Annotated in this window: 15 protein-coding genes; 10 read left to right on the plus strand and 5 right to left on the minus strand. The window is 63.1% G+C overall.

Features of this window, described 5'->3' with window-relative positions; all coding sequences use genetic code 11:
• Window positions 1-11: 11 nt before the first annotated feature.
• The 3 genes from F3Y30_RS04705 to purU all read left to right on the plus strand — a co-directional run bounded on the left by F3Y30_RS04705 (window position 12) and on the right by purU (window position 3706).
• Window positions 12-1340 (plus strand): FMN-binding glutamate synthase family protein, encoded by a 1329-nt coding sequence (locus F3Y30_RS04705; RefSeq protein WP_203425368.1) that lies wholly within the window; start codon window positions 12-14, stop codon window positions 1338-1340.
• Window positions 1341-1424: 84 nt separating this feature from the next.
• On the plus strand, window positions 1425-2732 hold the full coding sequence (glnT, locus tag F3Y30_RS04710) for a type III glutamate--ammonia ligase (RefSeq protein WP_203425369.1): 1308 nt from the start codon (window positions 1425-1427) through the stop codon (window positions 2730-2732).
• 89 nt (window positions 2733-2821) lie between these two features.
• Window positions 2822-3706, plus strand: coding sequence for a formyltetrahydrofolate deformylase (gene purU, locus F3Y30_RS04715; RefSeq protein ID WP_203425370.1), 885 nt, complete (start codon window positions 2822-2824; stop codon window positions 3704-3706).
• A gap of 83 nt (window positions 3707-3789) precedes the next feature.
• On the opposite strand, the gene pcaF is transcribed toward purU, so the two are convergent.
• Genes pcaF through F3Y30_RS04730 form a run of 3 tightly spaced genes read right to left on the minus strand, consistent with a single transcriptional unit; the run spans window position 3790 to window position 6644 of the window.
• Window positions 3790-4995 carry a 3-oxoadipyl-CoA thiolase gene (pcaF, locus tag F3Y30_RS04720; RefSeq protein WP_203425371.1) on the minus strand — a complete coding sequence of 402 codons (1206 nt, stop codon included), beginning with the start codon at window positions 4993-4995 and terminating at the stop codon, window positions 3790-3792.
• Between the two features lies 1 nt (window position 4996).
• The gene (locus F3Y30_RS04725) at window positions 4997-5770 is read right to left on the minus strand and encodes a CoA-transferase subunit beta (RefSeq protein ID WP_203425372.1); all 774 of its coding nucleotides are present in this window, start codon (window positions 5768-5770) and stop codon (window positions 4997-4999) included.
• Window positions 5771-5783: 13 nt separating this feature from the next.
• On the minus strand, window positions 5784-6644 hold the full coding sequence (locus tag F3Y30_RS04730) for a CoA transferase subunit A (protein ID WP_203425373.1): 861 nt from the start codon (window positions 6642-6644) through the stop codon (window positions 5784-5786).
• A gap of 257 nt (window positions 6645-6901) precedes the next feature.
• On the opposite strand from F3Y30_RS04730, the gene F3Y30_RS04735 reads away from it, so the two are divergent.
• Both F3Y30_RS04735 and F3Y30_RS04740 read left to right on the plus strand, forming a co-directional pair.
• Window positions 6902-7657 (plus strand): IclR family transcriptional regulator, encoded by a 756-nt coding sequence (locus F3Y30_RS04735; protein ID WP_203425374.1) that lies wholly within the window; start codon window positions 6902-6904, stop codon window positions 7655-7657.
• Between the two features lie 68 nt (window positions 7658-7725).
• Window positions 7726-8388: a sulfite oxidase-like oxidoreductase gene (locus F3Y30_RS04740; RefSeq protein WP_203425375.1), complete on the plus strand. Its 663-nt coding sequence runs from the start codon at window positions 7726-7728 to the stop codon at window positions 8386-8388.
• Here the strand turns inward: F3Y30_RS04740 and F3Y30_RS04745 are convergent.
• Window positions 8373-9302 carry a helix-turn-helix domain-containing protein gene (locus F3Y30_RS04745; protein WP_203425376.1) on the minus strand — a complete coding sequence of 310 codons (930 nt, stop codon included), beginning with the start codon at window positions 9300-9302 and terminating at the stop codon, window positions 8373-8375. The two genes, F3Y30_RS04740 and F3Y30_RS04745, sit on opposite strands and share 16 nt — an antisense overlap.
• Window positions 9303-9414: 112 nt before the next feature.
• Here F3Y30_RS04745 and pobA point away from each other — a divergent pair, with 112 nt between their 5' ends.
• Window positions 9415-10587 carry a 4-hydroxybenzoate 3-monooxygenase gene (gene pobA, locus F3Y30_RS04750; RefSeq protein WP_203425377.1) on the plus strand — a complete coding sequence of 391 codons (1173 nt, stop codon included), beginning with the start codon at window positions 9415-9417 and terminating at the stop codon, window positions 10585-10587.
• A gap of 47 nt (window positions 10588-10634) precedes the next feature.
• Here the strand turns inward: pobA and pcaQ are convergent, their stop codons facing one another.
• Window positions 10635-11558: a pca operon transcription factor PcaQ gene (pcaQ, locus tag F3Y30_RS04755; RefSeq protein ID WP_203425378.1), complete on the minus strand. Its 924-nt coding sequence runs from the start codon at window positions 11556-11558 to the stop codon at window positions 10635-10637.
• 97 nt (window positions 11559-11655) lie between these two features.
• Here pcaQ and pcaD point away from each other — a divergent pair, with 97 nt between their 5' ends.
• From pcaD to pcaG, 4 genes are read left to right on the plus strand one after another with little or no spacing between them, the layout of a single operon-like run.
• On the plus strand, window positions 11656-12468 hold the full coding sequence (gene pcaD / locus F3Y30_RS04760) for a 3-oxoadipate enol-lactonase (protein ID WP_203425379.1): 813 nt from the start codon (window positions 11656-11658) through the stop codon (window positions 12466-12468).
• Window positions 12461-12865, plus strand: coding sequence for a 4-carboxymuconolactone decarboxylase (gene pcaC / locus F3Y30_RS04765; RefSeq protein WP_203425380.1), 405 nt, complete (start codon window positions 12461-12463; stop codon window positions 12863-12865). The genes pcaD and pcaC overlap by 8 nt, the downstream gene beginning before the upstream one ends.
• A gap of 9 nt (window positions 12866-12874) precedes the next feature.
• Window positions 12875-13624, plus strand: coding sequence for a protocatechuate 3,4-dioxygenase subunit beta (gene pcaH, locus F3Y30_RS04770; RefSeq protein WP_203425381.1), 750 nt, complete (start codon window positions 12875-12877; stop codon window positions 13622-13624).
• A complete protein-coding gene (gene pcaG, locus F3Y30_RS04775) occupies window positions 13624-14241 on the plus strand; it encodes a protocatechuate 3,4-dioxygenase subunit alpha (RefSeq protein ID WP_203425382.1) in 618 nt (205 codons plus the stop codon). Before pcaH ends, pcaG begins: the two co-directional genes overlap by 1 nt.

Below are 14241 nucleotides of genomic sequence, written 5' to 3' on the forward strand. Positions count from 1 at the left end.
GGGTTTCGATCATGTCCTATCACAATCCGCCCACCCCGCCGCGCAAGTCGGCGACGTTCGACGACTATACGCTCGCCGAGATCCGCCGCGCGGCTGCGACCGGCATCTATGACATTCGTGGCGCGGGCACCAAGCGCAAGGTCCCGCACTTCGACGACCTGCTGTTTCTCGGCGCCTCGATCTCACGCTATCCGCTCGAAGGCTATCGTGAGAAATGCGACACCTCGGTTGTGCTCGGCTCTCGGTTTGCGAAGAAGCCGATACGCCTCAAGACGCCGATCACCATCGCCGGCATGAGCTTTGGCGCGCTTTCGGGCCATGCGAAGGAGGCCCTCGGCCGCGGAGCTACGATCGCCGGCACCTCAACCACCACCGGCGACGGCGGCATGACGGATGAGGAACGCGGCCATTCGCAGACGCTCGTCTACCAGTACCTCCCCTCCCGCTATGGCATGAACCCCAAGGACCTTCGTCGCGCGGACGCCATCGAGGTCGTGGTCGGGCAAGGCGCCAAGCCTGGTGGCGGCGGGATGCTGCTCGGCCAGAAGATATCCGACCGTGTCGCCGAGATGCGCACCCTGCCGAAGGGGATCGACCAGCGCTCGGCCTGCCGACATCCGGATTGGACCGGCCCTGACGATCTCGAAATCAAGATCCTCGAGCTGCGCGAGATCACCGACTGGGAAAAGCCGATCTACGTGAAGGTTGGCGGCGCGCGCCCCTACTATGACACGGCGCTGGCCGTAAAAGCCGGTGCCGATGTCGTCGTGCTCGACGGCATGCAGGGCGGCACCGCCGCCACCCAGGACGTCTTCATCGAGAATGTCGGTATGCCGACGCTTGCCTGCATCCGCCCGGCCGTCCAGGCCCTCCAGGATCTCGGCATGCACCGCAAGGTGCAGCTGATCATCTCGGGCGGCATTCGTTCCGGTGCTGATGTCGCCAAGGCCCTGGCGCTCGGCGCGGATGCGGTTGCCATCGGCACTGCCGCACTGGTCGCAATCGGCGACAACGATCCGCGCTGGGAAGCGGAATACCAGGCGCTCGGCACGACGGCAGGCGCTTACGACGACTGGCACGAGGGTAAGGATCCGGCCGGCATCACCACGCAGGATCCTGAGCTGATGAAGCGCCTCGATCCGATTGCTGCCGGACGACGGCTCGCCAACTACCTCAAGGTAATGACGCTGGAAGCCCAGACCATTGCGCGTGCCTGCGGCAAGAACCACCTGCACAACCTCGAACCGGAGGATCTGGTGGCCTTGACCATCGAAGCTTCGGCCATGGCCCAAGTGCCGCTCGCCGGCACGAGCTGGATCCCGGGCAAGGGGGGCTTCTGAGAATTTAGAGACCGGGCCGCGCAGTTTGGGAGGACTGAGCGGCCTTTTGACGAACAAGTGTCAAATCCAAAAAAGGGGAACACAGTGACACTCGATCTCGCAGCATACGCCGCAGACAAGGGCGTGAAATACTTCATGATCAGCTACACGGACCTGTTCGGCGCCCAGCGTGCCAAGCTGGTGCCGACAGCGGCGATCGCCGACATGCAGAAGGACGGTGCGGGTTTCGCCGGATTTGCGACCTGGCTCGACCTGACCCCCGCCCACCCCGATCTATTCGCCATTCCTGATGCCTCCTCCGTCATCCAGCTCCCGTGGAAGAAGGATGTTGCGTGGGTGGCGGCCGATTGCATCATGGACGACAAGCCCGTCGAACAGGCCCCGCGCGTTGTGCTGAAGAAGCTGATCGCCGAGGCGGAAAGGGAGGGCTTGAGGGTCAAGACAGGTGTCGAGGCGGAGTTTTTCCTGATCTCGCAAGACGGTTCCGTGATTTCCGACAGCTTCGATACGGCGGAGAAGCCCTGCTACGACCAGCAGGCGGTGATGCGCCGGTACGACGTCATCGCCGAAATCTGCGACTACATGCTCGAACTCGGCTGGAAGCCCTACCAGAACGACCATGAGGACGCGAACGGCCAGTTCGAGATGAACTGGGAATTCGATGATGCGCTGGCAACCGCCGACAAGCATTCCTTCTTCAAGTTCATGGTGAAGTCCGTCGCCGAGAAGCATGGACTGCGCGCAACCTTCATGCCGAAGCCCTTCAAGGGGCTGACCGGCAACGGGTGCCATTGCCACATCTCCGTCTGGGACACCGCCGGAAAGGTCAACGCCTTCGCCGACAGGGAGATGCCATTCGGCCTTTCCCAACAGGGTCGTACCTTCCTCGGCGGCATCATGAAACATGCCTCGGCGCTTGCGGCGGTCACGAACCCGACGGTGAATTCATACAAGCGCATCAACGCGCCCCGCACGATCTCGGGCGCGACATGGGCGCCGAATACGGTCACCTGGACCGGCAACAACCGCACGCACATGGTGCGTGTACCGGGTCCCGGCCGCTTCGAGCTGCGGCTTCCGGACGGTGCGGTCAATCCTTACCTCCTGCAGGCGATCATCATCGCCGCGGGTCTGAGCGGCATGCGCTCGAAGGCCGATCCCGGGCCGCATTACGACATAGATATGTACAAGGACGGGCACACGGTAACGGGCGCGCCGAAATTGCCGCTGAACCTTCTCGATGCCTTGCGGGAATACGAGGCGGACGAGGCGCTCCAGCAGGCGCTGGGCACGGAGTTCTCCGCGGCCTACCTCAAGCTCAAGCACGGCGAGTGGAATACCTACTGCTCGCAGTTCACGCCCTGGGAACACCAGACGACCCTCGACATCTAACAGCCGGTACGCCGGCATTCGTCTCCCGATGCCCCGTGCCGACGCACGGGGCATCGTCAAGCATGCCGACACAGATGGGAAGCCTCGCAATGCTCAAGTTCGTCCTGACCGTCACCTGCCCGACAAAAAGGGGCATCGTTGCCGCGATATCGCAGTTCCTGGCGGAAAACGGTTGCAACATCGTCGATAGCGCACAGTTCGATGATCTGCATACCGGGACCTTCTTCATGCGGGTCACCTGCGTCAGCGAGGAGAAGGCAACGCTTGCCGCGCTCGAATCCGGCTTCGAATCCATCGCTTCCACCTTGGACATGACATACGCGTTTCACGACAGCGAGAAGCGGATGAAGGTTCTGCTGATGGTGTCGCGGTTCGGGCATTGCCTGAACGACCTTCTGTATCGCTGGAAGATCGGGGCGCTGCCGATCGACATCGTCGGTGTCGTCTCCAACCACTTCGATTATCAGAAGGTGGTGGTCAACCACGACATCCCGTTCCACCACGTCAAGGTGACGAAGGACAACAAGCCGCAGGCCGAGGCGCGGCTGATGGAGATCGTCGAGCAGACCGAGGCCGATCTCATCGTGCTCGCCCGCTACATGCAGGTGCTGTCGGATGCGGTGTGCAAGAAGATGTCCGGCCGCATCATCAACATCCACCACTCGTTCCTGCCGTCGTTCAAGGGGGCCAACCCCTACAAGCAGGCCTATGAGCGCGGAGTGAAGCTGATCGGCGCGACGGCGCACTACGTCACCGAGGATCTCGACGAGGGTCCGATCATCGAGCAGGACACCGCCCGCATCACCCATGCGCAGAGCCCGGAGGACTACGTCTCGATCGGCCGCGACGTCGAGAGCCAGGTGCTGGCGCGGGCGGTGCATGCGCATATCCACCACCGCGTCTTCATGAACGGCCACCGCACCATCGTGTTCCCGGCAAGCCCCGGCTCCTACGCTTCCGAGCGCATGGGCTGAGACAGAGACCGGCGGAACAGAAAACGGCCGGCGAGGGAAACCTCGCCGGCCGATTGCGTTCCGGTTTCTGCTTTGGCGGAAGCTCAGACGCGTTCGAGTGCGATCGCGATCCCCTGGCCGACGCCGATGCACATCATCGAGAGCGAATAGCGCCCGCCGGTTTCGCCAAGTTCGAGCGCAGCCGTGCCGGTGATGCGCGCGCCCGACATGCCGAGCGGATGGCCGAGCGCGATTGCACCGCCATTGCGGTTGACACGTCCGTCGTCGTCGGCGATCCCGAGCTGGCGAAGCGTGGCGAGGCCCTGGCTGGCAAAGGCTTCGTTGAGCTCGATCACGTCGAACTGGTCCTGTGTCATGCCGAGCCGGGCCATCAGCTTCTGCGAAGCGGGTGCCGGACCGATGCCCATGATGCGTGGTGGGACGCCGGCGGTTGCACCGCCGAGAATGCGGGCGATCGGCGTCAACCCGTGCTTGCGCGCAGCCGCCTCGGAGGCAATGACGAGCGCTGCGGCGCCGTCATTGACGCCGGACGCATTGCCGGCAGTTACCGTGCCGCCTTCCTTCCTGAAGGGCGTGCCAAGCTTGGCGAGCGCTTCCATTGTGGTCGCGCGCGGATGTTCGTCCTTGTCGACCACGATCGGATCGCCCTTTCGCTGCGGGATCGTGACGGAGGTGATCTCCTTGGCGAGGCGCCCATTGGCCTGGGCGGCCGCCGCCTTGTCCTGGCTGCGGACGGCAAAGGCATCCTGATCCGTGCGGGAGACCATGAAGTCTTCAGCGACGTTCTCGCCTGTCTCCGGCATGGAATCGACGCCGTACTGCTTCTTCATCAGCGGATTGACGAAGCGCCAACCGATCGTGGTGTCGTAGATCTCCGCGCTGCGGGAAAAGGCCGTTTCAGCCTTGGGAAGCACGAAGGGGGCACGGGACATGCTCTCGACACCGCCGGCGATCATGAGCTCGGCCTCGCCGGACTTGATCGCCCGGGCGGCGGCGATCACGGCGTCCATGCCTGACCCGCAAAGCCGGTTGATCGTGGTGCCGGAGACGCCGACCGGCAGACCCGCGAGCAGCAGGGACATGCGCGCGACGTTGCGGTTGTCCTCGCCCGCCTGGTTGGCACAGCCGAAAATGACGTCGTCTACGGCTTCCCAGTCGACAGAGGCATTGCGCCCCATGAGCGCCTTCAGCGGTACCGCGCCGAGATCGTCGGCGCGAACGGCGGAAAGCGAGCCGCCGAAGCGGCCGATGGGCGTGCGGATATAGTCGCAGATGTAAGCGTCGGTCATGTCAGGCAGCCTCGTGCGCTTTCTTGGTGCGGGCATTGATGTCGCGGAGCACGGAAAGCTCGGCTTCCGTGGGCACCGGCGTTTCCGCAACGTCATCGGCAAACCTGATCGGCCAGCCGCAATTGTCGATGATCTGTTCGCGGGTGACACCCTTGTGGATCGAAGTGACGGTCAGTTCCTTCGTGTCCGGATCCGGCTCGAGGATGCAAAGATCGGTAATCACCTGGGTCGGCCCCTTGGTCCTCATTCCGAGCCGTTCGCGATGATTTCCGCCCTCGCCGTGCCCCATCGAGGTGATGAAGGGGAGCTTGTCCACGAAGCCGCGCTTCGAGAGTGCCATGGTGATGAAGATCCGGCCGCAGTTGGAAGCGATCTCCGGCGCGCCGCCGCCGCCCGGCAGGCGAACCTTGGGATGATCGTAGGGGCCGACAACGGTGGTGTTCAGGTTCGCGAAGCGGTCGATCTGCGCCCCGCCAAGGAACCCGGTGGTGATGTGGCCACCCTGGAGCCAGTAGCGGAACATTTCAGGTACCGCGACCGTGAACAGCGCGGTATCGCAGAGTTCGCCGTCGCCGATCGATAGCGGCAGGACATCCGGCTTGGTGCCAACGGTCCCGCTCTCGTAGATGAGCGTAATGTCGGGCGCATGGGTCAGGCGGGCGACATTGCAGGCGGCCGAAGGGGCGCCGATGCCGACGAAGCAGACGTCGTCGTTGGTGAGCGCACGCGCGGCGGCAATGGTCATCATCTCGTTGGGCGTAAATTCGTTGCTCATCGTTCGTCCTCCCTTATGCAGCTCTGGCTGGCTTCTTGGTGGAGTACTTGGCGAAGTCTTCCGGCTTGCCTTTCATCACGTTCTCCTCGATCCAGGCCTGGAAGCTCTCGCGGTCGCGGGCGATCGCATCCCATGCAATGTAGAAGGCGTTCGAACGGGGATAGTACCCTTGCGCATAGGACGGGAAGGCGCCGCCCGGAACTTCGCAAACGGCAGTCACCGCCCAGGAGGGCAGCACGACCGAGTTGGGCGACGGCGGGTTCAACTCGTCCACGATTTCCTCGACGGTGACGATCGAACGCCTGGCCGCGAGAACCGCTTCCTTCTGCACGCCCACGATGCCCTCGAGCAGCACATTGCCCTTGCGGTCGGCGCGCAGCGCATGAATGACGCTGACGTCCGGGCGGATCGACGGGACGGCGGCGAGAACCTCACCGGTGAAGGGGCAGGTCACCGACTTGATGTTCGGGTTCACCTTCGGCAGGTCGGCGCCGATATAGCCGCGCAGCATGGCGAAGGGGAGGTTGGCGGCGCCGGCCTCGTAGGCATTGGCCATGGCCGCGTGGGAGTGTTCTTCGATCTCGAGCGGCCGCGGCCACTGGTTCTCCACCGCGTCGCGGAAGCGGTGCAGCGAACCGACGCCGGGGTTGCCGCCCCAGGAGAACTTCATGCCGCGGGCAGCACCCACGCCGATCAGCTGGTCGTAGATCAGGTCGGGCGTCATGCGGACGAGAAAGAGATCCTTGCGGCCCTGGCGGATGATTTCGTGTCCGGCGGCGTAGGGGATCAGATGGGTGAAGCCCTCCATGGCGATGGTGTCGCCGTCTTTCAGGTTTTCGCCGATTGCCTCGGCAAGCGATGTGATCTTCGCCATGGTTCCTCCTTAAGGCTGTCGTCGTGCATGGGATGGCGCTGCCTTCGTTCGAAGTCACCGCGGCACGAAGGCCGCGTCCCGCGCGTTGGTTCTCGCTAGCGGGCGAAGAAAGCCAGGGCGCCGATCCGGAGCCGGCACCAGCCCATTGCGTGGCCGGAAATAAGCACCCGATCAGACGGTCTCGTCAAATGTTTTGTGCGATAATTGACATTTGTTCAAATATCGCACAAAATGCTTTCAAAATTGCAGGAGAGAGCATGCGGGAAACGGATTATGTGGGCGGGTTCGCCAAGGGTCTGAAGGTAATCGAGGCCTTCGGGGAAACGCACCCGAGATTGACCATCACCGACGTTGCCAAGCAGACGGGCCTGGACCGCGCGACGGCGCGCCGCTGCCTGCTGACGCTGTCGGAGCTCGGCTATGCGGAGTATGACGGAAAGTTCTTCGAGCTGACGCCGCGGATTCTGCGGCTCGGTCACAGCTATCTCTCGGCGACGCCGCTGCCTCGCCTCGTACAGCCCTATCTCGATGGGCTCTCCGAGAAGGTAGGGCAGAGCGCATCCGCTTCCGTACTTGACGGTGCTGAGGTCGTCTATGTGGCGCGCGCCTCCCAGAAACGGGTCATGTCGATTAATCTGATGGCGGGGTCTCGGCTTCCTGCTTACTGCGCGTCGATGGGGCGTGTGCTTTTGGCAGCGTTGCCGGAAGCGGAGGCCCGCGGTCTGATCGAGAAGTCGGAACTCAAGGCGAATACGGAGCGAACGCTGACCGATCCGGATGCGCTGATGGCTGAACTCGCCCGCGTCCGCCGTCAGGGCTACGCGGTTATCGATCAGGAACTGGAGATTGGCCTCTGCTCCATTGCCGTTCCGCTCGAAAATGCCCGCGGACGCGTCGTCGCGGCACTCAACATCGGCGCACCGGCTGCACTCGTTCCGGCTGCCGAGATGCCTGAACGCTATCTCTCGGCGATGGCCGAGGTTCAAGCGGCGCTGCGTCCGCTGCTTGCATGAGGCGCTTTCCTTGACATCATGCCTGCGTGCTTCTCTAATCTTGCCGCATTGCAGCAAAGAGGTGCATCATGAGCGACGGCGACCAGACCTCGGAAACGAAGTTGACCCTGTCGAAGCGGCGCTGGGCCGAGCAGGGAAAATTTCTGACCGGACGGGTCTCCCGTCCCGAAGAGGAGCGCCTCCCTCCAGGCCAGCACCTCGTCAAGAATTGGCCGGTGCTCGACCTCGGCCAGCAGCCGGTCGTCCGTAAGGAGAGCTGGCGGCTGGACGTCGCGGGCGAGGTGGAGAACCCCGTATCGTTCTCCTGGCGGGCCTTCGAGGCGCTGCCTTCGACCTCGAAGCTGTCCGACATCCACTGTGTGACGACATGGTCCCGCTATGATAACCGATGGGACGGCGTCTCCATTCACGATCTCCTGGATCTCGTCATGCCCAAGCCGCATGCGTCGCATGTGATGCTCACGTGCTATGACGGCTATACGACAAATCTCCCGCTCGCCGACTTTGCCGTCGAGGACGCCATCCTTGCCACCCATTGGGAAGGCGAGGCTCTGACGGCAGAACATGGTGGTCCGGTCCGCGTTGTCGTCCCGCATCTTTATTTCTGGAAGAGTGCCAAGTGGATCAACCGGATTGAGTTCATGACCGGCGATCGGGCGGGTTTCTGGGAGCGTAACGGTTATCACATGCGCGGCGATCCATGGGCCGAGGAGCGCTACTCGGACGACTGAGGCGCTTCGTCTGTGGTCCGCGCCGCCGGATCGCGCTTGGCGCGCTCCGCCTCCCGCCAGCCTCTTGGCGTCTTGCCCGTCTGGCGCAGGAAGAACCGGGAGAAGTAGGCGGGATCGGTAAAGCCGAGCCGGAATGCGATTTCCTGGGCGCTTTCCTGCGAGAAGACGAGTTCCCGCTTGATCTCGTCCGTGAGTTTCCGCGCAATAAAGTCGCGCACGCTCTGGCCCGTGACGGAGCGTACGACGCGATTGAGGTGGGTCGGGGTGATGCCGAGTTCGCGGGCATAGAAGGCTGCCGGTTTGTGGGACCGGAAATGCTGGTGCACGAGCGAGGCCAGCCTCTCGACCCGCCGCTCATTGCCGTCCGAATCGACCGGCCCTCCCGCTTCGCGTCCGCCGATCAACCGAGCGGTGAGCGCCAGCGCCGCGGTTACGTAGGCTTCCATCAGGTCGGTGCGCCCGCGGTTCCGAAGACCCCATTCGGTGGCGAGCCGGGTTAGCGTTTCGCCGATATAGAGGGCGTCCCCGTCGCCAAGCGGCAAAGCCGTCACCCGCGGCTCAGCGAGGAAAGCTCCGAAGCGGCTTCGCTCGCCCGGAGCCACGCGCAGGTGCGATGTAAGCAGCGTGAAGATGAACCCGTCGATATCCCTGGAGAAACGGAATCCGTGGCCGACCCGTGGCGGGACGGTGACAACGGCGGGCGGAACGATGGACAGTGAGCGGCCTTCGAAGACCGCATCGCCGGAACCGCGCGAAATGTACAGGATCTGGAAGAAGCTTTCGTGGCGATGGAGCCCGATCTCCCAGTGGTGCAGGCTGCTACGCGACGGGATCGTCTCGCAATGCAGCCAGAAATCCGGACCATTGTCGAACCTTTCGCCGTAGAGATCGTAAGTGGGGACTAACTTTTTCATCGGCGGCCTCGTTCGCGGATGTTCGATTTGTGCAATTTTCCGACTGGAGAGTCCATTGCCCGGGAGCGTCCCGGCTCGCAGAATTTGCGTAAAAGCAAGTTCGGGAGGAACCATGCGCACCAAGGTCGCCATCATCGGCTCGGGCCCGTCTGGCCTGCTGCTCGGCCAGTTGCTCAGCAATGCCGGCATCGACAACATCATTCTCGATCGCTCCAGCAAGGAGCACATTCTCGGGCGCGTGCGCGCCGGCGTTCTGGAGGAGGGCACTGTCGCACTTCTCGACAAGGCCGGTGTCGGTGCAAGGATGCACGCCGAAGGCCTGCCGCATGACGGCTTCTCGCTCGCCTTCGACGGGCGCGACCATCGCATCGATCTCTTCGGGCTCACGGGCGGCAAGCGCGTCATGGTCTACGGCCAGACCGAGTTGACACGCGACCTGATGATGCGTCGCGATGCAGAAGGAACGCCGGCCGTCTACGAGGCGGAGAACGTGACGCCGCATGCCTTCGATGGTGCCAAGCCCTTCATCACCTACGACAAGGACGGCACGAGCCACACGATCGACTGCGACTTCATCGCCGGGTGCGATGGTTTTCATGGGCCCAGCCGCAAGGCCGTGCCCGCCGGAGCGATCCGCACGTTCGAGAAGGTCTATCCTTTCGGCTGGCTAGGTCTGCTTGCCGACGTGCCGCCGGTCAACCACGAGCTGATCTATGCCAATCATCCGCGTGGCTTTGCCCTGTGTTCGATGCGCTCGGAAACCCGAAGCCGCTACTACGTGCAGTGTCCGCTGGACGAGAAAGTGGAAGCCTGGTCGGACGACCGGTTCTGGGACGAGTTGCGCCGGCGTATCCCGGCCCATCACGCCGAGGCGCTTGTGACAGGCCCCTCCTTCGAAAAGTCCATCGCGCCGCTTCGTTCGTTTGTCGCCGAGCCGATGCGGTTTGGCCGCCTCTTCCTGGTCGGTGACGCTGCCCATATCGTGCCGCCGACTGGCGCGAAGGGTCTCAATCTTGCGGCAAGCGACGTGCACTACTTGTTTTCGGGCCTATTGGAGCACTACGAGGAGAAATCGGCCGCCGCTCTCGACGCCTATTCGGCGCGTGCACTCGCACGGGTCTGGAAAGCGGTCCGCTTCTCGTGGTCGATGACGACCATGCTGCATCGCTTCCCGGAAACCGGCGATTTCGACCAGAAGATCCAGGAAGCGGAACTCGATTACCTCACGCATTCGCGGGCGGCTTCGACTGCGCTTGCGGAGAACTATGTGGGTTTGCCCTATTAGGCACCATTCCTTGCGAGCATCGGCCGACGCCAACCCAGACCAGCGCCTCAGACCCGGGCAGAAACCTCTCGCGCAGCTTCCCTGATCGTCTGCATCAGCATCGATTGCGGCATTGAGGGCGAGGCATCGGTGCGTACCGTCAGACCGACCGGTCCGCGGGTCTCGCTGGTATCGATGGGCAACGCGACGAGCGTTCCATCTTCGATGTCGTCGGCAACGACGCCCGCCGAGATGATCCAGACGGCATCGCTGGAGCGCACGAAGGCGCGGCCGAACGAATCGGACACCGTTTCGATGTGGTTCGGCAAACCGGCAATGCCGTTGGCAATCAGGAAACGCTCGACGAAGGGGCGGATGATGGAGGCTCGCGTCGGCATCAGGACCGGATAGGCTCCCAGCCCGGAGAAAACCGACCGGGGCGTCGAGAGAAGGGGATGCCCGGCGCGCACGCAGAAGACGACCTGCTCGGAGTAGAGGTGCTCGAAGGAGAAGCCGGTCATCTTGTCGGGCGCTGCAAGACGTCCCACGACAAGATCGAGATCGCCGACGCGCAGCTGCTCCAGAAGGACGGCGTTCTCCCCCGTGACGATCTTGATACGCGCGCCGGTTTCCTCCTTGAGGAAGAGCGAGATCGCACGCGGCATGATGCGGGTCGAAACCGTCGGCAGTGCCCCGACACGCACGGGTATCCCGTCTCCCTGCCGCTCCTGCGAAATGGAATCAAAGCCCTGGCGAAGCGCGGATAGGGCCGCCCCGGCATGCTTGAGGAACACTTCGCCATATCGCGTGATCTTGATGCCGCGTCCGTCGCGCTCGAAAACGGCGACGCCCAGTACCTCTTCGAGTTCACGGATGGTCTTGGTCACCGCCGGCTGGCTCACATGCAGGAGCCCTGCAGCCTTCATCACGCTCTTCTGTCGCGCGACTTCCACGAATGTCTGCAGATGACGGAACTTGATGCGGCTGTCCATCGCGGTACATATAACCCATCAGTTAATGAATGGGCAGAAAATATCATTTTACCTAACCAGATCAAGCTAGCAATCTGCGGATGGGAGGAGAGATCTCGTGCAATTCGCTCGTATCAACGACATCACCCTGCATTATCAGGTCATTGGCGGTCCGGCGGACAAGCCGGTCATCGTCTTCGTAAACTCGCTGGGCACCGACTTCCGCATCTGGCGGGATGTCATTGTTCGCCTTGCGGGAGACTATGCGATCCTCGCCTATGACAAGCGCGGCCATGGCCTATCGGATATCGGGCGTGTGCCCTACGCGATCGAGGACCACGTCAACGACCTCGCGGCGCTTCTCGACCTGCATGCGATCAAGGGCGCTATCATCTGCGGCCTTTCCGTCGGCGGCCTGATCGCCCAGGGGCTTTCCGCCGCCCGGCCGGACCTCGTGAGGGCGCTCGTGCTTTGCGACACGGCCCACAAGATCGGTACTGCGGAAACCTGGAACGCCCGCATCGCCGCTGTGGAAAGCGGGGGGCTAGAGCCGATCGCCGACGCCATCATGGAGCGGTGGTTTACCCCGTCCTTCCGCCGTCCGGAAAACACCGCCTATGCCGGCTACTGGAACATGCTGGTGCGCCAGCCCCCGGTCGGATATGCGGCGACCTGCGCGGCGATACGCGATGCCGATTTCACCGCCGTTGCGCGCTCCATCGCCGTGCCAACCCTTTGCGTCGTGGGGGATCAGGACGGATCCACCCCGCCCGATCTCGTGCTTTCGACAGCGAAGCTGATCCCCGGCGCCCGCTACGAAGTCATTGCCGACGCGGGACACATCCCCTGCGTCGAGCAGCCGGAAGCGCTGACAGCGGTGCTGCGCGCCTTCCTCGATCCGCTCTTGCATGGAGACACGCCAAATGGCTGATGCGCATACTTTTTCCGACCGCTATCGACAGGGCATGCTGACGCGCCGCTCGGTCCTCGGAGACAGCCACGTGGATCGTGCCCAGTCGTCTGCCACGCCTTTCGACGAGCCCTTCCAGGAGCTCATCACGGAGGCCGCGTGGGGAAATGTCTGGTCCCGGCCAACCTGGACGAAGCGGGAGCGGTCGATGGTGACCATTGCGCTGCTCGCGGCGCTGGGCCACGACGAGGAAGTGGCAATGCATGTGCGGGCCACCGCCAACACCGGCGCGAGCCGCGCCGATATCGGCGAGGCGTTGCTGCACGTCGCTATTTACGCGGGCGTTCCGGCGGCTAATCGGGCGATCAAGATCGCCAAGCACGTTTTTGAGGAAATGGACGCCGGAAAGGCTGCCTGAGGTAGGGATATGTCAGATTTGCCGAACACGAAGCCCGAAACGGGCGCATTTTTCCCCCGGGACAGAAGCTGGCACCCGCCCGGCCTGACGCCGGGCTACAAGACGTCCGTCCTGCGGTCCCCGCAGAAGGCGCTGCTTTCCCTCGACGGCACGATTTCGGAGATAACAGGACCGGTCTTCGGTCATTCGCTCCTCGGCGAACTCGATAACGACCTCATCCACAACTACGCGAAACCCGGCGAGAGCGCGATCGGTGAGCGGATCATCGTGCACGGGCGGGTGCTCGACGAGAGGTCAAGGCCTGTTCCCGGCGCTCTTCTCGAATTCTGGCAGGCCAATGCCGGCGGCCGCTACCGTCACAAGAAGGAAAGCTACCTCGCCGCCCTGGATCCGAACTTCGGCGGTTGCGGTCGAACGATCACGGACGAGAACGGCTACTACGCGTTTCGCACGATCAAGCCGGGTCCCTATCCCTGGCCGAATGGCGTGAACGACTGGAGGCCGGCGCACATCCATTTCTCCGTCTTCGGACATGGCTTCGCCCAACGGCTGATCACCCAGATGTACTTCGAGGGCGATCCGATGATCTGGAAATGTCCGATCGTCGCGACCATCCCGGATCGTGCCGCGGTCGAGCAGCTCGTGGCGCCGCTCGACTGGGCCAGCACGATCCCGATGGACGCGCGCGCCTACAAGTTCGATATCGTACTGCGCGGCCGCCGCTCGACACTTTTTGAAAACCGGCTGGAGGGGAACTGATGGTTCAGTCGCTTGGCTACCTGAAGGAAACACCTTCTCAGACCGCCGGACCCTACGTCCACATAGGGCTCACGCCCAATTTCTGCGCGATCGAAGGCGTCTACGAGAGCGATCTCGGGCGCCAGATGGTGAACGGAAAGACGAAGGGCGAGAGGATCACGATCACCGGTTCGGTCATGGATGGTACCGGTACGCCGCTGAAGGATGTGCTGATCGAGATCTGGCAGGCCGACAGCGCAGGCCTCTACAACAGCCCGTCCGAGATGCGGGGATCTGCCGATCCGAACTTTACCGGTTGGGGTCGCTGCGCCGCCGACGGCACAACCGGCGAGTTCGTCTTCGAAACGGTCAAACCCGGCCGCGTTCCATTCAAGGACGGACGTCTGATGGCGCCGCACATCAGCTTCTGGATCGTTGCCCGAGGCATCAACGTCGGCCTCAATACCCGGATGTATTTCGGTGACGAGCAGGCCTCCAATGCTGAGGATCCGGTGCTTGCCCGCATCGAGCATCGCACGCGGGTCGCAACCCTGATCGCCGAGGCGACAGGACCTTCGAGCTATCGCTTCGACATCCACCTCCAGGGGGACAAGGAGACGGTATTCTTCGACGTCTGA

Origin of the sequence: Sinorhizobium sp. BG8, from assembly GCF_016864555.1 — a bacterium.
In the GTDB taxonomy this organism is placed as follows: domain Bacteria; phylum Pseudomonadota; class Alphaproteobacteria; order Rhizobiales; family Rhizobiaceae; genus BG8.